This is a genomic window from Roseovarius sp. D22-M7 (assembly GCF_037083785.1).
Lineage (GTDB): Bacteria > Pseudomonadota > Alphaproteobacteria > Rhodobacterales > Rhodobacteraceae > Roseovarius.
This window is the reverse complement of the sequence record NZ_JBAPKY010000002.1, coordinates 164,205-185,792: the sequence shown is the minus strand read 5'-3', so window position 1 is coordinate 185,792 and position 21,588 is coordinate 164,205. Positions and strand designations below refer to the sequence as shown.

The following is a 21,588-nucleotide window of genomic DNA, read 5'->3' as shown; positions in this document are numbered from 1 at the left end:
CGATGATCACCCACAAGCTGACCCTCGACCAGATCAACGACGGCTTCGAGCTGATGCACAACGGCGAAAGCATCCGCGCCGTCGTGGAATACTGAGATGAGGGTCGCGGTGTCCTTGGCTAGGATACCCGCCCTCGGGCGGGTGGCACGGGCTCGGATCCGCGTTCGCGCCAGACCGCATCGCGGCCGCGCGGACCAGACGAAACACATGTCGCGGACAATGGAAGCATCGCCGCGACGGGTGAATTTGCTCAATGCCACACGCCAGGTAAAGGCGGGCGGCATGGGCAAGGCGAACGACTGTCCGAGGATGGAACGGTTGTAGGAATTGCGGCTATCCTGCCGCATCTCAGGGAGGAATAAGGATGAAAAAGCTACCGCTTTTGACCTCTGGGATTGCCCTTTGCGCGGCCTCTATGGCCTACGCGAACGACGATCTCATGGCGTTGATGGATGACCCCAAGCAATGGGCGATCCAGACCGGCGATTACGAGAACCAGCGATACTCGACGCTTGACCAGATCAATGCCGACAACGTGGGCGATCTGCAGGTTGCGTGGACCTTCTCGACCGGTGTCCTGCGCGGGCACGAGGGCTCGCCGCTGGTGATCGGCGACACGATGTACGTCCACACGCCTTTCCCGAACATCGTCTACGCGCTCGATCTCGCGAACGAGGGCCGGATCAAGTGGAAATACGAACCGCGCCAGGATCCCGACGTGATCCCGGTCATGTGCTGCGACACGGTCAATCGCGGCGTTGCCTACGCGGATGGCAAGGTATTCCTGCACCAGGCCGACACCACGGTGGTTGCCCTCGATTCTGATAGCGGCGAGGTCCTGTGGGAGGCCGTCAACGGCGATCCCTCCAAGGGCGAGACCAACACCGCCACCGTGCTGCCCGTCAAGGACAAGATCATCGTCGGCATCTCGGGCGGCGAGTTCGGCGTGCAGGGCCACGTGACGGCCTATGACATGAATAGCGGCGAACAGTTGTGGCGCGCCTATTCGACCGGGCCGGACGATCAGCTGATGGTCGATCCCGAAAAGACCACCCATCTGGGCGAGCCGATCGGAGCCGACAGCTCGCTGAATTCCTGGGAAGGCGATCAGTGGAAGATCGGCGGCGGCACGACGTGGGGCTGGTACGCGGCCGATATGGAAGAGAACCTCTTCTATTACGGCACCGGCAACCCCTCGACCTGGAACCCGGCGCAGCGCCCGGGCGACAACCGCTGGTCGATGACCATCTTCGCGCGGGACATCGATACCGGCATGGCAAAGTGGGTCTACCAGATGACCCCGCATGACGAATGGGATTATGACGGCGTCAACGAGATGATCCTGACCGACCAGGAGATCGACGGCGAGACGCGCAAGCTGCTGACCCATTTCGACCGGAACGGCATTGGCTACACGATGGACCGGGTGACCGGCGAATTGCTGGTGGCTGAAAAGTTCGATCCGGTGGTCAACTGGACAACCGGCGTGGACATGGACCCCGAGTCCGACACCTATGGGCGTCCGGAGGTGGTGGCCGAGTACTCGCCCGAGACCAATGGCGAGGACGTCAACACCACCGGCATCTGTCCGGCGGCGCTCGGCTCCAAGGACCAGCAACCGGCATCCTACTCGCCAAAGACCGAGACGTTCTACGTGCCGACCAACCATGTCTGCATGGATTACGAGCCGTTCCGCGTGGCCTATACCGCCGGTCAGCCCTACGTCGGGGCGACACTGTCGATGTACCCGGCGCAGGACAGCCACGGCGGAATGGGCAACTTCATCGCCTGGGACAATCTCAAGGGCGAGATCAAATGGTCCATCCCCGAGCAATTCTCGGTCTGGTCGGGTCCGCTGGCGACGGCGGGTGACGTCGTCTTCTACGGCACGCTCGAGGGGTACCTCAAGGCCGTGGATGCGGAGACCGGCGAAGAACTTTACCGTTTCAAGACACCGTCGGGCATCATCGGCAACGTGATGACCTACGAGCTTGAGGGCAAGCAGTATGTCGGCATCCTGTCGGGGATCGGCGGCTGGGCTGGGATCGGTCTTGCGGCGGGTCTGACCAACCCCAATGACGGCCTCGGTGCCGTGGGCGGCTATGCCTCGCTGAGCGATTACACCGCTCTGGGCGGGCAGTTGACAGTGTTCGCACTGCCCGACTGACGAACTGCCGAAATGACCACGATGCCGGCACCGCAGAGTGCCGGCATCGAACGTGAGGAAACCAGACACCGGCTTGGAGGTGAACAGCCTGGGCCGGATCGAAAATCCAAAGAGGTGGTTACATGAATCGACGCGAGATCCTGTTGGCGGGCGCAGCCATGCTGACGCCGTCATTTGCGTTGGCATCCAGCAAGGCGGCCGCGGAGGGCGGAAAAAGTGTCGAGGTGATGGCACAAGGCGTGAAATTCGCACCGGCGATCGTGTTCATCGACGTCGGCGACACCGTGGAATGGTCGAACATGCCGAGCCATAACGTCGAAACGCTGGACGGCATGGTTCCCGAGGGCCAAGAGAAGATCAAGACCGAGCTGGGGCAAAACGTCGCCATCCAGTTCGATGTCGAAGGGATCGTCTGTTACAAGTGCACGCCGCATTGGGGCAACCGGATGGGTGGCATCATCGTCGTGGGCAATCCCGAGGATCCGGCGGGAGTCGTCGACCGCTACATGGAAATCACGTTGGAAATGACGCAGCATCTGCCGGCCAGGGGGCTCTTGAAGGACCTGCGCGCCGAGCTCGAGGAGCGCGGCCTCGCATGACGGCGCAGGATCGGGCCACCGCGCCTTACAAGGTGGCGCGAGGGCCAGTCCTAACCGGTTTTGCAGGAGATGAAGGCGCGAAATCATGCGGTTAGCACGAATGGTTCCTTTGATGGTCTGGTCGCTGTCGCTGCTTCTGTGGCAGGCGCCAGCGGCGTTTGCGCAGACTTCGGACCTGAAATCGGATGACCGGCTTCGTGTCTGCGCCGATCCGGCCAGCTTGCCGATGTCCGACAAGAGCGAAACCGGCTACGAAAACGCGCTGGCCGAGTTGATCGCCGACAAGCTGGGCGTGCCTGTTGCGTACACGTGGTACCCCATGGCCACGGGTTTCGTACGCAACACGCTGAACGTCAAACGCTGCGACGTGGTGATGGGCTATGCGCAGGGCCACGAGATGGTGCTCAACACCAATCATTACGCGACGTCCGTCTATGTCCTGATCGTGTCCGAGGACGGGCCGCTGGCCGGGGTGAGATCACTTTCGGACGCGAAGCTTGACGGCAAGCGCATCGGGATCGTCGCGGGCACGCCGCCCGCGTCGCACATGGCGCGCAATGGGCTGATCGGGCAGGCGCGGCCCTACCAGCTTTTCGTCGACCGCCGCCATCAAAGCCCGGCTCAGGACATGCTGGCTGATCTGGACGCCGGAGAGATCGACGCGGCGGTCCTCTGGGGACCGATCGGCGGGCCGCTGGTCAAGCAGGCGCATCCCGATCTTTCGGTGATCCCGCTGGTGGGCGAGACCGAGGCGCCGCGCCTCTATTACCGGATCACAATGGGCGTGCGGCAGGGCGAGAAGGTCTGGCAACGCCAGCTCAACTCGTTGATCCGGCGCCACCAGGACGAGATCGACGCGCTGCTGCGCGAGGCGGGCGTGCCGCTGGTCAATGACATGGGTACCGCGGTCAAAAAACCCGAGGGCTGATGCGGATACTGCTGCTACTCGTGCTGCTGGGAACGCCCGTCGCGACGGAGGCCGAGCAAGTACGCGCGCCCGACGGCTACCGGATGGATCACTACCGCGCGCCGGTCCCCGACACGCTGTCCGGCGCCGAGGTGATCGGGGCCGCCGCGGCGCACGAGTTGTGGCAATCGGGCGACGCGGCCTTCGTGGATGTGATGCCGCGCGCCCCGAAGCCCGACAACCTGCCCGAGGGGACGCTCTGGTACGATGCGCCGCGGCAGTCCATTCCCGGGGCGGTCTGGCTGCCCAATACCGGCTACGGCGCGCTTGCCGAGGAAACGGCCGCGTATTTCAGGCAGGGCCTCGAGGCGGTCACGGATGGGGACAGGGATCACCCCCTGGTGATATTCTGCCTCGCGGAATGCTGGATGTCGTGGAATGCCGCGAAACGCGCGCTGGAGCTGGGCTATGGTCGCGTGCACTGGATGCCGGGCGGCACGGATGCGTGGATCGCAGCGGGCCATCCGACCGAGGCTGTGACCCCCGAACCCGCGCGCTGACGGGTTTGTGACAGCGGTGCGCCCTGTGGGCGCGCAGTGTCAATCGCGTTCGGGCCACGCGGAGGCCTTGGGGGCGCGGCCCCCAAACCCCCGCTCGGGCGTTCGAGCCGGGAGGACCCGGAGGCCGGCGTCGCGCGTGCTCAGCTGTCCGGCGCGCCGAAACGTGCGGTAAGCGCGTCGAGGCCCGCACGGTAGACCCCTGTCACCGCCGCGATGGCGGCCTCGTCGTTCTGCGCCTCAGGCGGGTTGGCACCGGGATCGGCGCGATGGAAGGTGCCGCGCCATGCGACGGTGGATCCGCCGCCGTCGCGCCCCATCACCTCGATCTGCGCTGCGTAGTCGGACACCGGCAGCACCTCCGGGTTCACGTCGGTGATGCGGTAGGCATAGCGCATGGCGTCGGGGCCGTGGCTGTCGAGCGTTTCGTCGATGGTCGGCCCGTCCGCGCCCCCGAGGGTCAGCTGGCGCGTGGCACCGGCCTCGTTGCCGCCTTCGCCGGTCGTGGCATGGATCGCCGGGTGCCAGGACATGTCCTGGAAATCCCCGATCGCGGACCAGACCGTTTCGGCGTCGGCGGCGAGATCGGTCGTGAGCGAGACTTCGAGTTCGACCGGGCTCTCGGCCAGCGCCACGGACGGCAATGCCGCCGCAATGGTCGCCGCAAGGAATAGACGTCGTTTCATTTCGCCTCCTGTCGGAAAATGCGGTTGTCGAGGATGTAGCGCATGCCGCGCCGCCACGCGTCGTCGGTATTGGCGCGGATGTCGACGACGCCGCCGCGCAGCATGTCGCCGGTTTCCGCGTCGCGCAGTTGCAGGTTCATCGCGATGATCAGGTTCGAGACCTTCTGCACCTCGCCCACGAGCGACAGATCCGCGCCGAGCTTTTGCGCCATCCGCGTGTCGCAGCCGTAGCATTTCGCGGGATTGACGATGCGGTCGAGATCTTCTCGCACCGGGGCGAGATCCACGAGGTCGTGGCCTTCGGCCGTAAATCGATCGGTCACCATCGCCTCGAGCATCTCGAGACGTGCGGATTCGGCCGGATCCACGCCCTGCATCTCGCCCTGCAACGAGTCGTCGATATAGGTGATCCCGAAGAACGCCGTCTTCTCGCCGGCCTGGGCTGCCGTCGCGAAACCGAGGAAGATCAACGTCGTCAGGCGCATGGGATGCTCTTATAAAATAAGACTGGGCTGACAGCGTGGGGCTGTTAGGCTTTGTTTGACAACACGGCCAAAGGTAGCGGTTTCCGATGCTTGCCCCGCGCGGCACGGTTTCGCAGCACGCCTTTCAGGGAAAGGCCGGGCAGGGAGGATCACATGCTGACATGCGTTCGGGCGCTTCTGGCGTCTCTTATGATTTGCGGCGCGGCAGCTGCGTCCTGGGCGGTCGAGATGCGCGCCGCCGTCTTGCGGGTGGATTACCCGAGACTTCTGCCGGTGTCGCGATTCGATCTGCGCCCCGGCGATATCGGGTTCGCCGGTGCGGCCTTGGCCGACAGGGATAACGGCACGACCGGCGCGTTCCTGGGCCACAGCTACGAAACGGTGACGCGCGCCGCAGCCCCCGAGGAGGCCGATGCCGCGCTCGAGGAGCTGTTGGCGGACGGCATCCGGGTGATCGTGGTGCAGGCCGAGGCCGGGGATCTGCTGCGCCTTGCCGACCATGCGGCGGAAGAGGGCGCGCTGGTGCTGAATGCATCCGCGCCGGAGACCGGATTGCGCGATGCCGAGTGCCGGGCGAATATCCTGCATGTCGCGCCGTCGCACCAGATGGCGGCCGATGCGGTAGCGCAGTTCGCGGTCTGGAAGCAATGGCAGGACTGGTTTCTTGTCGAGGGCACCAACCCCGCCGACCGCGCGCTCGGCGAGGCGTATCGCCGGGCGGCCGAGAAATTCGGCGCCGCCATCGTGGAAGAGCGTGCGTTCGAGGATACCGGCGGCAGCCGCCGGACCGATTCGGGGCATGTCCTTGTGCAGCGGCAATTGCCGACCTTCATGCAGGGGGCCGAGGATCACGACGTCGTGATCGCCGCCGACGCGACCGATTATTTCGCGAATTATCTGCCCTATCACCTCTGGACGCCGCGGCCGGTGATGGGCTCGGGCGGGTTGCGCCCGGTGACGATGCACGGCGCGCACGAGGCCTGGGGCGCGACGCAGTTCCAGACCCGGTTCGAGGACGTCGCCGGGCGATATGTCATGCCCGAGGATTACAATGTCTGGCTTGCGCTGCGCGCCGTGGGCGAGGCGGTGACGCGGACCGATAGCGGCGCGCCAGACGTGATCCGCGATTACGTGCTGTCGGAGGAATTCGAGCTTGCGGCCTTCAAGGGGCAGCCGGTGACCTTTCGCGGCTGGAACGGCCAGCTGCGCCAGCCGATCCTGCTGTTCGACGGGCGCATCACCGTCAGCGTCAGCCCGCAGGAGGGGTTCCTGCACCAGCGCTCGCCGCTCGACACGCTGGGTCTGGACCAGCCCGAATCGCAATGCACGGCCTTCAACTGACCGGAGACAATCATGAAAACGCTGCTACTCTCGACCGCCCTTGTCGCACTTGGCCTGTCGCCCGCGCTTGCCGGCAAGGCGTTCGTCTCGAATGAACGGGGCAACACCATCACCGTCGTCGATACCGACACCTGGGAGGTGCTGACAGAGTTCGACGGTGGCAACCGCCCGCGCGGCATCACCGTCAGCCCCGACGGCAAGAAGCTTTATGTCTGCGCGTCGGATGACAACCTGGTGCGGGTTTTCGACACCGAGACCTACGAGGAATTGCCCAGCCTGCCCTCGGGCCCGGACCCCGAACTGTTCATTCTCGAGGAAAGCGGCAAGCGGCTGTATATCGCCAACGAGGACGACAACCTCGTCACCGTGACCGACACCGAAACCCGCGAGATCCTCGCCGAGGTGCCGGTGGGCGTCGAGCCCGAGGGAATGGGGATCAGCCCCGACAACAAGTTCGTCGTGAACACTTCGGAGACGACGAACATGGCGCATTTCATCTCGACCGAGGATTACGAGATCAAGTACAACGTGCTGGTCGATCAGCGCCCGCGCTACGCGCAGTATACCGCCGACGGCACGCGCCTTTACGTGTCGGCAGAGATCGGCGGCACCGTCACCGTGATGGACATCGCCGAGGACGGCGCGCCGACGGAGGTGGGCAAGATCACCTTCGAGGTGCCCAACGTTCGCCCCGAATGGCTGCAGCCCGTGGGCATCAAGGTGACCGAGGACGGCAGCCGCGTGTTCGTGGCGCTCGGGCCGGCGAACCGCGTGGCGGTGATCGACGGCGAGAGCCTTGAGGTGCTCGATTACATCCTCACCGGGCAGCGGGTCTGGCAACTGGCGTTCACGCCGGACCAGAAATACCTGATCTCGACCAACGGCAATTCCAACGACATCACGGTGATCGACGTGGAGAAGGAAGAGGCGATCCGATCCGTGCAGGTCGGCCAGGCGCCGTGGGGCGTGGCGACCATCGAGTAACCTCGTGGACACATCAACCGAAGACCGAAAGGACATCAGATGAAGAAACTTGCTGTTTTCACCCTTGCGATGCTTGTGGGCGGTCCCGCCGCCGCCGCGCCGCTTTGTGACGAAATGGGCTTTGCCGGGCTGCTGGCCAATTGCAACCGGGGCGAACCGATCGAGCTGGTGCTCGGCTCGGGCAAGGAGTTGGGCGAGGACCGTACGCTGGAATCCGGGGCCTATTACGAGATGGAGATCACCGCCGACGGATCCGCCGAACTGGCGCTGTCGGGACCGGATTTCTTTCGCGCGATCTGGATGGACGAGATCGTGATCAACGGGATCGAAATACGCCCGATGGCCGTGGACAGCCTCGAGTTCGACGAGGCGGGCACGCTGGAATTGTCCTTTGTCGCGATCAAGCCGGGGCGGCACGTGCTGCGAATCCCCGGATCGACCGGTGAAAGCCAGATGGTNACGCTGGAATTGTCCTTTGTCGCGATCAAGCCGGGGCGGCACGTGCTGCGAATCCCCGGATCGACCGGTGAAAGCCAGATGGTGACCTTCAACATCCAGTAAGGGGCCCTGCGCGTTTGAGACTTTTCCGCCTCATCAAGGGAACCGGCAGGCGCGGGATTCTCCCGCGCCTGTCTCTGGTGCTGGGGCTGCTTCTTGGTGGTCCGGCCATGGGCGACGAGGATCTTCCGGTGATCCGCGCCGCCGTGCTGAAGATCGGCACGGTCAACTGGGAATTGCAGACCATCCTGCGCGAGGGCCTCGATCGCGAACACGGTTTCCGGCTGGAGGTGCAGGGCTACGCCGACACCGCCGCCACCCATCTTGCGGTGCAGGGTGGGGCGTCGGATCTGGCGGTGGCCGACATGATCTGGCTGGCGCGGCAGCGCGCGGCGGGGCGCGATTACCTCTTCATCCCATATTCGCGCGCCGTGGGGGGCCTCGTGGTACCCGAGGGCAGCCCTGCGCGGAGCCTCGCGGACCTTGCCGGCGGCAAGATCGGCATCGCGGGCGGGCCACTGGACAAGTCATGGCTGATCCTGCGCGCTTACGCGCGGGCCACGCATGACATGGATATCGCTGCGGACACCGAGCAGGTTTATGGCGCGCCGCCGCTGATCTACAGATCGGCGGTCGGTGCGGATTACGCGGGGGCGATCAATTACTGGCATTACCTGGCCCGGATGAAGGCCGAGGGCATGCGCGAGCTGATCTCGGTGGGTGAGGCCGCGCAGGCGCTCGGCCTCGACCCCGAGACGCCGCTTCTGGGCTATTACATGCGCGAGGCGTTTCTGGGGGACAATCCGGGGCTGGCGCAGGCCTTTTATGAGGCAAGTCGCGCGGCCAAGGACCTGCTGGGACGCTCGGACGCGGCATGGGACGCGCTGCGCCCGCTGATCGACGCGCAATCCCAGGCACAATTCGCGCAGCTGCGCGCCGACTGGCTGGCCGGCGTGCCGCCGCGCGGGCCGGTGGACCCCGAGGGCGCCCGTGCGATGTTCGCGCTGATGCACGATCTGGGCGGGCGCGCGTTGATGGGCGACGCCGCGCAGATCCCGCCGGGATTGTTCGCCCCGGTCGAATGAGCGCAGGGGCGCAAAGCCGCGGTTTGCCCGTGCCGGTGCTGTCGCTGGCGGCGCTTGTGCTGGTCTGGGCCGTCGCGGCGCTCCTGACCCGCGACACGCAGCTATTGCCTGCGCCGTGGCAGTTGGTCGTCCCGTTCCGGGACGAGCTGCTTTCCGGCGCCTTGCTTTATCACTTGGGGATGACGTTGTGGCGAGTGGGCTGCGCTTTCGTGATCGCCATGTGCATCGGCGTGGCCCTCGGGCTTGCCATGGGGCGGTCGGCGGGGCTGGATCGCTGGTTCGATCCGTGGCTAGTGGTGTTTCTCAACCTCCCGGCACTGGTGGTGATCGTGCTGTGCTACCTGTGGATCGGGCTGACGGATGTGGCCGCGGTCCTCGCCGTCAGCCTCAACAAGATCCCGTTCGTGACCAGCGTGCTGCGCGAGGGGGCGCGGGCGCTCGATCCCGGTCTCGATGCGATGGCGCGGGTCTACGGGATGTCGCGGCGCGCGCGGCTTCGTCACGTGGTGCTGCCGCAACTTGCGCCGTTCATCGCCGGGGCCGCGCGGTCGGGCGTGGCGCTGATCTGGAAGATCGTGCTGGTGGTGGAATTCCTTGGCCGGTCCTCGGGCGTGGGGTTCCAGATCCACATGTATTTCCAGCTGTTCGACGTGGGCATGGTGCTGGTCTACGCGCTGTCCTTCATCGCGGTGATGCTGGCGGTGGAATGGGCGGTCCTGCAACCGTGGGAGCGGCGCGTGCGGCGCTGGCGCAACGCATGATCGAGGTGGCGATCGACGCCAAGTCTTTTGGTGATGTGCAGGTGCTGGGCAAGGTCCATTTCACCCTCGCCGCGGGCGAGACGCTAGCGATCCTCGGGCCGTCGGGCGTGGGCAAATCGACGCTGCTGCGGATCGTTGCCGGCATCGATATCGCGTATCAGGGCCATGTGCGCGTGCCGGCGCGGCGGGCGATGGTGTTTCAGGACCCGACGCTGCTGCCGTGGCGTTCGGCGCTGGACAACCTGCGGATCGTGCACCCGGATCTCGGCGACTGGGCGGCGCGCGCCACGTTGGCCAAGGTCGGGCTGGGCGACCGGGCCGGGGCCTTTCCCGGGCAGTTGTCGCTGGGCCAGCAGCGCCGGCTGAGCCTTGCGCGGGCCTTTGCCGGACGGCCCGAGCTTCTGGTGATGGACGAGCCGTTCGTGTCGCTCGATGCTGCCACCGCAGACGAGATGCTGGGCCTGACCGAGGCGCTGATCGCCGAGACGCGGCCCGCCACGGTGTTCGTCACCCATTCGCCCGTCGAGGCCGCGCGGCTGGCCGACCGGGTGCTGCATCTGGATGGTGCGCCGGCGAGTTTGAGAGCCGCGCCCGCTTGTGATCGGCCCGCATCCGGGGCAGGGTCGCGCGCGAACGGAGGGCGAGATGGCCGAACTTGAGGTGCGCGATCTGCGGTTTCGCTACGGCGCGAAACAGGCGCTGGACGGGGTGTCCTTCGTGCGGCCCGAAGGCAGTTTCTGCGCGCTGCTGGGGCCCAACGGCGCGGGCAAGTCCACGCTGGTGTCGCTGCTGACGCGGCTTCTGGTCGCGCCCGAGGGCGAGATCGCCATCGCCGGGCACGATCTGGCGCGCGCGCCCCGCCGGGCGCTCGCCGATCTGGGGGTGGTGTTCCAGCAGCCGACGCTAGACCTGAACCTGACGGTGCGCCAGAACATGCGCTATTTCGCGGCGTTGCACGGGTTGCCGCGGCGTGGGCTGGATGCGCGCATCGATGCCGCCCTCGACCGGTTGGACATGGCCGAGCGCGCGCAGGAGCGGGTGTCTGCCCTCAACGGCGGACACCGGCGGCGGATGGAGCTGGCGCGCGCGCTGCTGCACAAGCCGCGCGTGCTGCTGCTGGACGAGCCGACCGTCGGCCTCGATGCCGCCGCAAGGGCCGCCATCGTCGGGCATGTGCATGACCTGGCCGACGAGGGGCTGTGCGTGCTCTGGACCACGCATCTGACCGACGAGGTGCGCAACGACGATCACCTGCTGGTGCTGCACGAGGGGCGCCTCCTCGCCGACGGCGTCACGCGCGACATTTGCGGGCAGACGCCGTTGCTGGACTGGTTCCTGGATCGCACCGGGGCGGCGGCATGACCGGGTACTGGGGTGTGGCGCGCGCCATCATGGGCCGCGAGTTCCTGCGCTTCGTGCATCAGCGCGAGCGTTTTCTGGCGGCTTTGGTGCGCCCGCTGATCTGGCTTCTGGTCTTTGCGGCGGGGTTTCGGGCCGCATTGGGCCTGTCGATCATCCCGCCCTACCAGACCTACATCACCTACGAGACCTATATCGTGCCCGGCCTTTGCGCGATGGTGCTGTTGTTCAACGGCATGCAAAGCTCTCTCAGCCTTGTCTATGACCGCGAGATGGGGTCGATGCGGCTGCTGCTGACCAGTCCCTTCCCGCGCTGGTGGCTGCTGTTCTGCCGGCTTTTGGGGGCGACGCTGATCTCGGTGCTGCAGGTCTACGCGTTTCTCGGCATCGCCGCGCTGTTCGATATCACCATGCCGCTTTGGGGCTATGTCGCGGTATTGCCGGGGCTGGTGCTGGGCGGGCTGATGCTGGGTGCGCTCGGGCTGGTGCTTTCGTCATTCATCACCCAGCTGGAGAATTTCGCGGGCGTGATGAACTTCGTGATCTTCCCGATGTTCTTTCTGTCCTCCGCGCTTTACCCTCTGTGGAAGATGGCCGAAAGTTCGGAACTTCTGCACGATATCTGCGCGTTCAACCCGTTCACCCATGTGGTCGAGCTGATCCGCTTCCTGCTATATCTGCAGATCAACTGGTCGGCGCTGGCCTGGGTGCTGGGATCGACGGCGGTGCTGGCGGCGCTGGCAATACGGGCCTATGACCCCTCGCGCGCGCTGATGAAACGCAAGGGTTAGCCTGTCACGACATGCGGCGGCATTGCCAGCGGCGGATGTCGAGTTCCGGGTGGTTTTCCATCCAGCGGGCCAGTTCGGGCTGGGCCAGACGCTGGCACGCCGCGGGTGAAATGTCGCCCAGGATCAGGCGCCGTTCGGCGCAATCATCCGGCGCGGCGGCCATGCAGGTGACAAATAGCAGTTCGATCATGATACACCTCGTCGCAGTAGATCAGGGTCCACGGACCCATCATGCCCCGTAAGCGATGGTAACCCGATTCGAATGAGTTTCACCCGCCTGCCCGAAAATCACTGTGAGGCCCTTGGTTTTGCCGGGCCGCCGCCGGATTTTCCGGCATCTCTTAGGGGGGCGGGCAGATGAAGGTCACCGAATCGCTGAAAGCGAGACTGGGGATCGGCGCGGCACTGCTGGGCGGGGTGACGCTGATACTGGCGGCGCTGCTCTATCTCGGGATGACCCGCGTCGCCGACCGGCTGGATGCCGCGCTGACCTCGGAGGCGCGGATGACGCGCTATGCGATCCTGTCGCGCGAGGTATCCACCTTCCTGGTGATCGCCACGGAAACCGTGCAGACTGGTCAGCCCGCCGATGCGCGCGCCGAGCGGCTGACCCCGGTCTCGGGGGCGCTATCGCGGACCTTCACGGCGCTGCGCGCCGACCTGGAAGGCGCCGTGGACGAGGCGCGGGGGCTGGGGCTCGACATGCAGTCGCGGCACGCGACGCAATCGCTGGGACTTGCGCGGATGGAGGCGTTGCTGGACAACACGCTGTCGGCGCTGCGGGCGCCCGGCACCGACCGGGCGCGGCTGCGCGCCCATATCGACAGCTTTGCCAATGCGTTCGACCCGCTGCTGAACGCGGCCGTCAACACAGAGCGGATCTTTCGCAACGACATCCTGAGCGGGATCGAGGATCTGCGCCAGCGACTGTCGTTGGCCGCGATCGTGCTTGCGCTGTTGGCCGTGGGCCTCGCGGCGGCGTTCCATTTCGGCCTCATCCGCCCGCAGTTCCGGCGGCTCGACAGGCTGCGCGATGCCGCGCAGGAGATCGGGCAGGAAAATTTCGTGGTCTCGCTGCCGGCCGGGGGCAACGACGAGATCGGACGGCTTTACGCCGAGACCGGGCGCATGGCGGCGGCGCTCGCGGCGCGGCGCGACGCGGTGCGGGCCGACCGGGCGCGGCTGAACGAGACCATCGCGCAGCGTACCGAGGCGCTGCGCGTCGCCAATGTCAGGCTGGAAGAGATCGACGCGGCGCGCCGCCGCTTCTTTGCCGATATCAGCCACGAATTGCGCACCCCGCTGACCGTCATCCTGATGGAGGCGCAGATCGGCCGGCAGGGCGGCGAGGGCGCAAGCGCGGCTTTTGCGACGATCGAGGCGCGCGCGGACCGGCTCAACCGTCGGATCGACGACCTGCTGCGCGTCGCGCGCTCTGACACCGGCCAGTTGATGCTCGACCCGGTCGCGACGCCGCTCGACCGGATCGCGGCGCAGGTCGTCGAAGAGGTGCGCGCCGAGATCGACACCGAGGGGCTGACGCTGGAGGTTGCCGAAATGCCTGCGTTGCAGGTCACCTGCGATCCCAACTGGCTGCGGCAGGTGGTCGTCGGACTGCTGCGCAACGCCCTGCGCCACGCGCGGGATGGCGGGCGGCTGCGCCTTGCGCCGGTGACGGACGAGGCGCGGGGCGGTTTCTCGATCACGGATAATGGCCCCGGCATCGCGCGCGCGGATCAGGCGTGGGTGTTCGAGCGGTTCGCGCAGGCCGGGCGCGCGCAGGGCGCGGGGTTCGGCATCGGCCTGGCGCTGGCGAAATGGGTGATCGAGGCGCAGGGCGGGGCGATTGACCTGCAAAGCCCGGTGCGGCGCGCGGACGCCCTCGGGCCGGCACCCGGGACCAAGATATCGGTTCGCCTGCCGCGCGCGACGGGCTAGGATGTGACCCATGCGAAAACAGCTTCTGATCGTCGAGGACGACCCGGAAATCACCTCTGCGCTGACGCGCGGTCTGGCGTTGCACGGCTATGATGCGGCGTCGGAGAACCGCGCCGCGCGCGCCCTGGCGCGGCTGCATGAGGGGCCGTTCTCTTGCGCCATCGTCGATGTGATGCTGGGCACCGATAGCGGGCTTGCGCTGGTGCGCGACGCGCGGGCGCGCGGGATGACGCTGCCGATCCTGATGCTGTCGGCGCTGTCGGAGGTCGAGGATCGCGCCGCCGGGCTGGAAGCGGGCGCCGACGATTACGTGGTCAAGCCGTTCGCCTTCGACGAACTGGTCGCGCGTCTGCGCGTGCAGGAAAGCCGCGCCGGCCAGCGTCACCCGGCGCCGGCCACCCTGTGCCCGCGGTCGCGCGAAGTGCGGCGCGGCGGCGACGCGGTGACCCTGACAGAGCGGGAATTCGCGCTGCTCGCGCGGCTTGTCGAGACGGGCGGCGCGCCGCAGCCGCGGCATGTCCTGTTCGAGGCGCTCTGGGCGTCGGACGGATCGGTCAGCGAGAACGTGGTCGATGTCTATATCGGCTATCTGCGCCGCAAACTCGCCGGCGCCGGCATCGGGTTCGAGATCCGGACGATCCGCAGCAAGGGCTTCTGCATCCACGGCACGCCGCCGGTGATCGCCGGGGGCTGAGCGCGGATCGGTGCCGACCAAAGTCTGCACGGCTCTTATAAAATAAGGGTTGGCCGAATTGGCGCATTCTGACAGGATGCTAAAGACACAGCCTAGAGGAGGATCTTTGTCATGGCATGGAGCAAACCAACCATCCGCGAAATCGAGTGCGGCATGGAGATCAACATGTACGGCCCCGAATTCGAGGACGATCGCGAAGTATTGTTCTGATCTGGTGCGCGCGGGAGTGACATGAATTTCCGCGCGCGCATACTCGGGGCGGCGGCCGGTGGTGGACTTCCGCAGTGGAATTGCGGTTGCGACAACTGCAACCTTGCCCGCGCCGGGGAAATACCGTCCCAAACACAGTCATCCGTCGCCGTTTCGCCAGATGGCAAGTCGTGGGCGGTATTGAACGCCTCGCCCGACATTCGAGAGCAACTTGCGCGCACGCCGGAACTGCACCCGACGGGACTGCGTGACATGCCGCTTGCGAGTGTGCTGGTCACAAACGGGGATATCGACCACGTCGCCGGGCTTTTGACGCTGCGCGAGATGCAGCCATTCACGCTTGCCGCGACACCGGGAATCCACGAGGTTCTCGAAGCCAACCCGATCTTCGACGCGCTCAACCGGTCGGTCGTGACGCGCAAGGCCGTCCGCCTCGAAGAACCGTTTGCGCTGCTGCCGGGGCTTGAGGCGACGCTTTTCGCGGTGCCCGGCAAGGTGCCGCTGTACATGGAAGGCGAGGAGGTGCAGACCGACCTTGTGGGCGAGCAGACCGTGGGGGTGGAAATGCGAGCCGGACCGGCGCGCATCTATTACATCCCCGGATGCGCCATGATGACCGACGCGCTGCGCGCGCGCCTCGATGGGGCAAGCCTGGTGTTCTTCGACGGCACGCTCTGGCGCGATGACGAGATGCGGCGCGCAGGCCTCGGCGAGAAGACCGGCAAGCGCATGGGCCACATGTCGATGAGCGGCGCGGACGGCACTATCGCCGCCTTCGAGCAGATCCGCGTGGGGCGAAAGGTTTTCGTGCACATGAACAACACCAACCCCGTCAATCGCCGCGATTCGGATGAATTGGCGCAGGCGGAGGCGGCCGGCTGGACCGTCGGGCGCGATGGAATGGAGATCACGCTATGACCCTCTCGCAATCCGATTTCGAGGCGCGTCTGCGGCAGATCGGCGCAGAGCGGTATCACGACCGCCACCCCTTTCATGCCCGGTTGCATGGCGGCGAGTGCACCCCCGACGAGGTGCGCGCCTGGGTGATCAACCGCTACTATTACCAGCATTCGATCCCGATGAAGGACGCGGCCTTCATGTCCCGTGTCGAGGATCCCGAGCTGCGCCGCATCTGGCGCGCGCGGATCGAGGATCACGATGGCACCGACACCAACGAGGGCGGCATTCGCCGCTGGATGCGGCTGGCCGAGGCCGTGGGGCTGGATCCCGATTACGTCGCCTCGCGCGAAGGCGTGCTGCCGGCCACCCGGTTCGCCGTCGATGCCTATGTGCGATTCGTGCGCGACAAGACACTGCTCGAGGCGGTCGCGGCCTCGCTGACCGAGCTTTTTGCGCCGAAGATCCACGCGCAGCGGATCGAGGGGTTGCTGCAGAATTACGATTTCGCCGATGACAGCGCGTTGTCGTATTTCCGCAACCGGCTGAAGGAGGCGCCGCGCGACGTAGCCTTCGGCCTGCAATGGGTGCTCGACCACGCCGACACGGCCGAGAGACAGGATGCCGCCGCCGCCGCGCTGACCTTCAAGACGGATGTCCTCTGGGCGCAGCTCGACGCGCTTTACAGCGCCTATGTCGACCCTGCGCGCATCCCCCCCGGCGCGTGGCAGCCCGGCGAGGGCCTGATGATGCGGCGGGCGTCATGATGCGCGCCGGCGACATACCGGCCCTGCCGCGCGGCGTCCGGCTGCATTACGACCGGGTGCGCGAGGCGTGGGTGCTGCTTGCGCCGGAACGCGCGGTGACGCTGGATGCGATCGGTCACGCCATCCTGTCGGAGGTTGACGGGCAGCGCAGTTTCGGCGAAATCACCCGCATGTTGGCCGATAAATACGACGCCCCGTCCGAGCAGATCGCCAAAGACAGCGCGGGTTTCCTTTCGGCGCTGCGCGACCGGCGGTTTCTGGACGTGTCCCCATGATGGCCGCCAGCCCCCCGATCGCCATGCTGGCCGAGCTGACGCATCGCTGTCCGCTGTCCTGCCCCTATTGCTCGAACCCGCTGGAACTGGCCCGGCAGGAGACAGAGATCGACACCGCCACCTGGTGCGACGTGTTCCGGCAGGCCGCCGATCTGGGCGTGCTGCAACTGCACCTGTCCGGCGGCGAGCCGGCCTCGCGCCGCGACCTGGTGCCGCTGGTCGAGGCGGCGCGCGATGCCGGGCTTTACACCAATCTGATCACCTCGGGGATCGGGCTGACAGAGAAACGGCTGCACGCGCTCGACGCGGCGGGCCTCGATCACGTGCAACTGTCGCTGCAGGGCACCGATCCGGCCATGGCCGACGAGATCGGCGGCTATCGCGGCGGCTTCGCGCGCAAGATGCAGGTGGCGGAATGGATCGGCGAGATCGGCTTTCCGCTGACGCTGAACGTAGTGCTGCACCGGCGCAACCTGCACCAGTTGCCGCGCGCCATCGAGATGGCGCAGGAGATGGGCGCGCGCCGCATCGAGGTGGCCACCGTGCAATTCCACGGCTGGGCGATCGAGAACCGCGCCGCCCTGATGCCCACCAAGGAGCAGGCGCGCGAGGCCTCAAGGCTGGTGGCCGAGGCGCGCGCGCAGCTCAAGGGGCGGCTGGTGATCGACTACGTGCCGGCCGATTACCACGAGGATCTGCCCAAGCGCTGCATGGGCGGCTGGGGCAGCAGCGGGCTCAACATCACACCCGACGGGCGGGCGTTACCCTGTCACGCAGCGGAAACCATCCCGCATCTGCAATTCGACCGTGTGACGGAGCGTCCGCTGTCGGACATCTGGTATGACGGGTCGGCCTTCAACGCCTATCGCGGCACCGACTGGATGCAGGAGCCGTGCCGCAGTTGCGACCGCCGCGAGATCGATTTCGGCGGCTGCCGCTGCCAGGCGATGGCGCTGCTGGGCGATCCGGCGGCGACCGATCCGGTTTGCGTGAAATCCCCGCATCACGGCGTGCTGCAGGAAAGCGCCGACACATATGCCACGCAGGACGAGGCACCGCTGGTCTATCGCGGCTTTCCCGAAAAGACGCCCAAGGCGCAGAACGGCTGAGACCTGAACAGCCGGATCTCTCGGTCGCGTCAGGGCAGAGCGGGGCCGCGCGCATGGCACGGCCCCGCGGCGGGTCGCGTCACTCGGCGATGCCGGCCAGCTTTTCCGCCGCCGCGTCGTTCACCCAGTCGATCCACGTCGTCTTGTTGCCGGTCAGGAAATGCACCGCGGCCTCTTCGGCGGAGGCGCTGTTATCCGTCTGCCAGGCCAGCAGGTTGCTCAGTTCCTGCGTGCCGAACGAGATGTTGCTGACCAGCTCGAAGACCTCGGGATTGCGTTCCGCGAAATCGGTCGTCACCACGGTCAGCACGGGGGCCGCGGGGTACGAGGACTTGCGCGGGTTGGCGCAGTCCTGCGTCTGGTTGCAGGCGTGGATCTCGGCATCGTGGGGACCCATGTCGACCGCGACCATGTCGTAGCGCCCCAGCACGGCCGTCGGGCCCCAGTAATAGCCGAACCACGGCTCGCGGTTTTCATAGGCCGCGGCCATCGAGGCGGGCAGCGTCTCGCCCGAGCCGTGGTCGAACACCTCCATGCCGTGGCGCTCGAAGTCGAACGCCTTGACGAGGTTGTCATTGGCGATCCGGCAGCCCCAGCCATCGGGGCAGTTGTGGAAACGCCCGCCCACCAGTTCGGGGTTGTCGAGGATGCCGTCGATGGTGGCAAGTTCCGGATGCGCCTCGACGAGGTAGGCGGGCACCCACCAGTTTTCGCTGCCGCCATCGGCGAAGACATCGGCCGCCTTGCGCACCTTGCCCTCTTCCTCGAGGCGGAAATAGGCCTGCGCCGAGTTCACCCAAAGCTCCGGGACGACATCGGGCTCGTTGTTCTCGGCCAGCGAGGTGATCGCCGTGGTCGTGGCCGATTGCACGATCTGCACGTCGCAGCCATAGCCCTGTTCCATCAGGAAGGCGGTGATCTTGGTGATGATCTGGCCCGAGGCCCAGTTCATTTCGGCCACCGAAACCTCGCCGCAATCGGCATGCGCCGTCACGGGTGCTGTCAGGGCGCCGAAGGCGCAGGCGAGTGTGAGTTTCTTCATGGTTTGTCTCCCGGTTGGTTGGTTTTCGTTTTTAGGGGCGGTCGTTCAATCGTTGTCGGTGCCCGCGGCACCGGCCCCGGCGCGCGACTGCACCGAGGCGGGAACGGTGATATGCAGCGCGAGCGCGTCAAGGGCCCGCCAGTCGTCGAGGCTGATGGCGGGAATCGGCGGTGGCGCGCCCTGCACGGTCCCGCCCGGGGTGGTCGCCTGCACCGCGGTGATCGCCACGTCGGCGGGCTGCGCCCCCTCTTGCCTGACCGGATCGAGCTGTGGCGCGACATTCGCGGCATGCACGAGGGCCCCGTGCTGGTCCCAAGTGACGTGCAGCCCCGTGCCGAGGCGCCCCGCCGCGCGCGCGGCGAAGGGCAGCAGCATCAGCGGAGTGGCGACGCGGCCGATGTGGAGCGTGCCCGCGCCCGGCCCCTCCGGCAGGCCGGCGAAATCGGCCAGGGCGATACCGCAGCGCAGCGGGCACTGCGCGCCCGGGGTCGCCTTCCAGTGCTGCGGCGCGGGTCGGGGGCGGGCCAGGTCCGGGGCCTCGGTCAGCAAGGCCAGCGTGATCGACGGCCCCGGCAGGCCCGCGCGCGACAGCCACGCGGCGGCCCACCCGGCCTCTTCGGCCTCGCCCCAGTCAAGGCCGGCGCCGCGCGCCGCCTTGAAGCAGAGGGCGTTGATCTCGGACAGCGACAGGCGTACGGGCCGGTCGCTGGTCGGTGCGGCCCCCGGGGGCGGCGGATCGCCCGGCGACACCATCACGCCCCGTCGCCGCGCCCGAGATCGTCGGGATAGGGCGCGCCCTGGAAGAGGCTGATTCGCAACCAGCGGTCGGATCGCGGATCGAAGCGGGTGGCGCCGAAAAGCGCCAGCTTGTAGCGCAAGAGGTCGATGGGCATCATCTGCGCGTCGATCAGGTTGTCGCGGATTTCCGCGAAGGGATGGCGCGCGGTGATCTGCGCGCGGCGCACGATCAGTCGGTGTTCGGGATGCGCCAGCAGGAATCGCGCGAGCGGGGCGTCCCGCGGCTCATCTTCAAGCGCCGCCCAAAGCGCCGCCGCCCGCCGCCCGGTATCGAGCGGCAGTTCGCGCGCCGCGCCGTCCTCCTCGAACCGTTCGCCGAGGCGGGGTTCGAGCTTTTCCTCGGAGATGTACCAGAAGCGCGCGCAATGGGCGGGGTCGTCGAAATCGGCTTCGATGGCCCAGCCGTAATGGTCGCGCAGGATGTGACGCAGGTCGGCCACGCGCATGGTGCCGTCGATGCCGAACTGTGCCTTTTCGTCGGCCTGCATGCACCCGGCCAGACCGTCGATCAGGTCGCCATGCGGCTCGAGCATCGCGGCCAGCAGCGCCTCCTGCGCCTCGAGCGGCAAATGCGCCTGCCCCCAGTGCCAAAGCCCGTCCCAGGGGTGCGGCGCGTCGGTGTTCCAGTCCTGCGCGACATGGGTCTCGAGCCGCGCGAGGCCGTTGCGCAGATCGTCGAGCTTGGCGGCCTGCACGGGATGCGCGCTTTGCCAGTCGGATGCGTTTTGAACCGCCGCCGCCAGCGCCGTGCGAAACCCGGCAAGCGCATGATCCGTTGCACGGTCCTGAGCTCGCACCCGTGCGAGCGCCTCTTCGCGGGCCATCATCCAGTTGTTGAGCAGCACGGGATGCCGCACGAGGAACGGCGCCATGCCGAGCCCGGTGGAATTGCCGACGCCAAGCTCGCAGCGCAGATCCGCGGCAAGCGGCACGGCGCCCTCGCCGCCGCGCAACTGCGCCAGATGCTCGACCAGATCGACGGTGAAGGCGCGGATCAGCCAGACCGACAGCATCTCGGCCTGGAAGGGAGAGCCGAGCGCCGGGCGCCCCGCGATCATCGCGCGGTCAGCGGCGCCGAACTTGCCGGATCCGTAAACGGCGGTGGTGCGCATCAGATAGCCCGTCTCGCGCAGCATCTGCGGGTTGGGCTGCTGACCCGCGGCCAGCCGCGCGACCACATGTTCGAACAGTCGCACAGAGCGGTTCGCGCGGCTGAGCGACAACTCGCGCGGGGTGACGCGACCGGCTTCCTGCAGCGGCACGTTGGCGGCGAGCCTGTCCAGATCCGCGGCGTCGGGCGTGCCGTCGAAAAGCGTGAAGGTCGCGTCCCACGCCGTCGCGATCACCCGGTCCGAGCGCGCCTCGTCGGGCAGGTCATGCGCGAAGGCCACGAGGCTGAGGCTGTCCTCGGGCCCGGTCATGCGGTAGACGGCGCGGCCCACGCCGCGCGCGTCGATGTCCCAGACCGGCCGGTCGAACCGCCACCCCTCGGCGGTGATCCGGCGCAGTAGCTGGCGCAGGAACGACAGCCGCGTCGGGTGGCTGCACCCCATCCGGTCGAGGCGCATGACCTCGGCCGGATGGCGCCGGAACGCCGCCACGGTGTCGTCCGAAACTGTCTCGACGGGTCCGTTCATC

At 66.9% G+C, this 21,588-nt stretch carries 24 protein-coding genes and 1 pseudogene; 19 read left to right on the top strand and 6 right to left on the bottom strand.

Annotation, left to right across the window (positions count from 1 at the left end; all coding sequences use genetic code 11):
* The first annotated feature begins 364 nt into the window (after positions 1–364).
* The 4 genes from V8324_RS01940 (at position 365) to V8324_RS01925 (ending at position 4,233) form a co-directional block, all read left to right on the top strand.
* Positions 365–2,167 carry a methanol/ethanol family PQQ-dependent dehydrogenase gene (locus V8324_RS01940; protein ID WP_336418218.1) on the top strand — a complete coding sequence of 601 codons (1,803 nt, stop codon included), beginning with the start codon at positions 365–367 and terminating at the stop codon, positions 2,165–2,167.
* Between the two features lie 143 nt (positions 2,168–2,310).
* Complete coding sequence (locus V8324_RS01935; RefSeq protein WP_336418217.1) at positions 2,311–2,766, top strand: plastocyanin/azurin family copper-binding protein; 456 nt, start codon at positions 2,311–2,313, stop codon at positions 2,764–2,766.
* A gap of 112 nt (positions 2,767–2,878) precedes the next feature.
* A complete protein-coding gene (locus tag V8324_RS01930; protein ID WP_442970445.1) occupies positions 2,879–3,694 on the top strand; it encodes a substrate-binding domain-containing protein in 816 nt (271 codons plus the stop codon).
* Positions 3,694–4,233 (top strand): PQQ-dependent catabolism-associated CXXCW motif protein, encoded by a 540-nt coding sequence (locus V8324_RS01925; protein ID WP_336418216.1) that lies wholly within the window; start codon positions 3,694–3,696, stop codon positions 4,231–4,233. The genes V8324_RS01930 and V8324_RS01925 overlap by 1 nt, the downstream gene beginning before the upstream one ends.
* 140 nt (positions 4,234–4,373) lie before the next feature.
* Here the strand turns inward: V8324_RS01925 and V8324_RS01920 are convergent, their stop codons facing one another.
* Together V8324_RS01920 and V8324_RS01915 are read right to left on the bottom strand one after the other, a co-directional pair.
* Positions 4,374–4,916, bottom strand: coding sequence for an SRPBCC family protein (locus tag V8324_RS01920; protein WP_336418215.1), 543 nt, complete (start codon positions 4,914–4,916; stop codon positions 4,374–4,376).
* Complete coding sequence (locus V8324_RS01915; RefSeq protein ID WP_336418214.1) at positions 4,913–5,401, bottom strand: DUF3280 domain-containing protein; 489 nt, start codon at positions 5,399–5,401, stop codon at positions 4,913–4,915. Before V8324_RS01915 ends, V8324_RS01920 begins: the two co-directional genes overlap by 4 nt.
* Positions 5,402–5,554: 153 nt before the next feature.
* Here V8324_RS01915 and V8324_RS01910 point away from each other — a divergent pair, with 153 nt between their 5' ends.
* The 8 genes and pseudogenes from V8324_RS01910 (at position 5,555) to V8324_RS01875 (ending at position 12,220) form a co-directional block, all read left to right on the top strand.
* Entirely contained in the window at positions 5,555–6,742 is a 1,188-nt protein-coding gene (locus V8324_RS01910) for an ABC transporter substrate-binding protein (RefSeq protein ID WP_336418213.1), read from the top strand.
* A gap of 12 nt (positions 6,743–6,754) precedes the next feature.
* A complete protein-coding gene (locus tag V8324_RS01905; RefSeq protein ID WP_336418212.1) occupies positions 6,755–7,726 on the top strand; it encodes a YVTN family beta-propeller repeat protein in 972 nt (323 codons plus the stop codon).
* 39 nt (positions 7,727–7,765) lie between these two features.
* Positions 7,766–8,197 (top strand): annotated as a pseudogene (locus V8324_RS01900) (hypothetical protein); the annotation flags it as partial.
* Positions 8,198–8,394: 197 nt separating this feature from the next.
* Positions 8,395–9,309, top strand: a complete 915-nt coding sequence (locus V8324_RS01895; RefSeq protein WP_442970444.1) for an ABC transporter substrate-binding protein — start codon at positions 8,395–8,397, stop codon at positions 9,307–9,309.
* A complete protein-coding gene (locus V8324_RS01890) occupies positions 9,306–10,070 on the top strand; it encodes an ABC transporter permease (protein WP_336418210.1) in 765 nt (254 codons plus the stop codon). Before V8324_RS01895 ends, V8324_RS01890 begins: the two co-directional genes overlap by 4 nt.
* Positions 10,067–10,729, top strand: a complete 663-nt coding sequence (locus tag V8324_RS01885) for an ABC transporter ATP-binding protein (protein ID WP_336418209.1) — start codon at positions 10,067–10,069, stop codon at positions 10,727–10,729. The genes V8324_RS01890 and V8324_RS01885 overlap by 4 nt, the downstream gene beginning before the upstream one ends.
* Complete coding sequence (locus V8324_RS01880; protein ID WP_336418208.1) at positions 10,716–11,432, top strand: ABC transporter ATP-binding protein; 717 nt, start codon at positions 10,716–10,718, stop codon at positions 11,430–11,432. The genes V8324_RS01885 and V8324_RS01880 overlap by 14 nt, the downstream gene beginning before the upstream one ends.
* Positions 11,429–12,220 (top strand): ABC transporter permease, encoded by a 792-nt coding sequence (locus V8324_RS01875; protein WP_336418207.1) that lies wholly within the window; start codon positions 11,429–11,431, stop codon positions 12,218–12,220. The genes V8324_RS01880 and V8324_RS01875 overlap by 4 nt, the downstream gene beginning before the upstream one ends.
* 4 nt (positions 12,221–12,224) lie before the next feature.
* Here the strand turns inward: V8324_RS01875 and V8324_RS01870 are convergent, their stop codons facing one another.
* Complete coding sequence (locus V8324_RS01870) at positions 12,225–12,410, bottom strand: hypothetical protein (RefSeq protein ID WP_336418206.1); 186 nt, start codon at positions 12,408–12,410, stop codon at positions 12,225–12,227.
* Between the two features lie 167 nt (positions 12,411–12,577).
* Between V8324_RS01870 and V8324_RS01865 the strand changes: the two genes are divergently transcribed.
* The 7 genes from V8324_RS01865 to pqqE all read left to right on the top strand — a co-directional run bounded on the left by V8324_RS01865 (position 12,578) and on the right by pqqE (position 18,110).
* Positions 12,578–14,158: a sensor histidine kinase gene (locus V8324_RS01865; RefSeq protein ID WP_336418205.1), complete on the top strand. Its 1,581-nt coding sequence runs from the start codon at positions 12,578–12,580 to the stop codon at positions 14,156–14,158.
* Between the two features lie 10 nt (positions 14,159–14,168).
* Complete coding sequence (locus tag V8324_RS01860; RefSeq protein WP_336418204.1) at positions 14,169–14,852, top strand: response regulator transcription factor; 684 nt, start codon at positions 14,169–14,171, stop codon at positions 14,850–14,852.
* A gap of 111 nt (positions 14,853–14,963) precedes the next feature.
* Complete coding sequence (gene pqqA / locus V8324_RS01855; protein WP_336418203.1) at positions 14,964–15,062, top strand: pyrroloquinoline quinone precursor peptide PqqA; 99 nt, start codon at positions 14,964–14,966, stop codon at positions 15,060–15,062.
* Positions 15,063–15,083: 21 nt separating this feature from the next.
* Positions 15,084–15,980, top strand: coding sequence for a pyrroloquinoline quinone biosynthesis protein PqqB (gene pqqB, locus V8324_RS01850; RefSeq protein ID WP_336418202.1), 897 nt, complete (start codon positions 15,084–15,086; stop codon positions 15,978–15,980).
* On the top strand, positions 15,977–16,726 hold the full coding sequence (gene pqqC / locus V8324_RS01845) for a pyrroloquinoline-quinone synthase PqqC (protein WP_336418201.1): 750 nt from the start codon (positions 15,977–15,979) through the stop codon (positions 16,724–16,726). The genes pqqB and pqqC overlap by 4 nt, the downstream gene beginning before the upstream one ends.
* Entirely contained in the window at positions 16,723–17,001 is a 279-nt protein-coding gene (gene pqqD, locus V8324_RS01840; protein WP_336418200.1) for a pyrroloquinoline quinone biosynthesis peptide chaperone PqqD, read from the top strand. Before pqqC ends, pqqD begins: the two co-directional genes overlap by 4 nt.
* The gene (gene pqqE, locus V8324_RS01835) at positions 17,001–18,110 is read left to right on the top strand and encodes a pyrroloquinoline quinone biosynthesis protein PqqE (RefSeq protein WP_336418226.1); all 1,110 of its coding nucleotides are present in this window, start codon (positions 17,001–17,003) and stop codon (positions 18,108–18,110) included. Before pqqD ends, pqqE begins: the two co-directional genes overlap by 1 nt.
* Before the next feature lie 79 nt (positions 18,111–18,189).
* Here pqqE and V8324_RS01830 read toward each other — a convergent pair whose 3' ends face one another.
* Genes V8324_RS01830 through V8324_RS01820 form a run of 3 tightly spaced genes read right to left on the bottom strand, consistent with a single transcriptional unit; the run spans position 18,190 to position 21,587 of the window.
* On the bottom strand, positions 18,190–19,152 hold the full coding sequence (locus V8324_RS01830) for an ABC transporter substrate-binding protein (RefSeq protein WP_336418199.1): 963 nt from the start codon (positions 19,150–19,152) through the stop codon (positions 18,190–18,192).
* A 45-nt stretch (positions 19,153–19,197) separates the two neighbouring features.
* A complete protein-coding gene (locus V8324_RS01825) occupies positions 19,198–19,905 on the bottom strand; it encodes a DUF3726 domain-containing protein (RefSeq protein ID WP_336418225.1) in 708 nt (235 codons plus the stop codon).
* Entirely contained in the window at positions 19,905–21,587 is a 1,683-nt protein-coding gene (locus V8324_RS01820) for a hypothetical protein (protein WP_336418198.1), read from the bottom strand. The genes V8324_RS01825 and V8324_RS01820 overlap by 1 nt, the downstream gene beginning before the upstream one ends.
* Position 21,588: the final 1 nt, after the last annotated feature.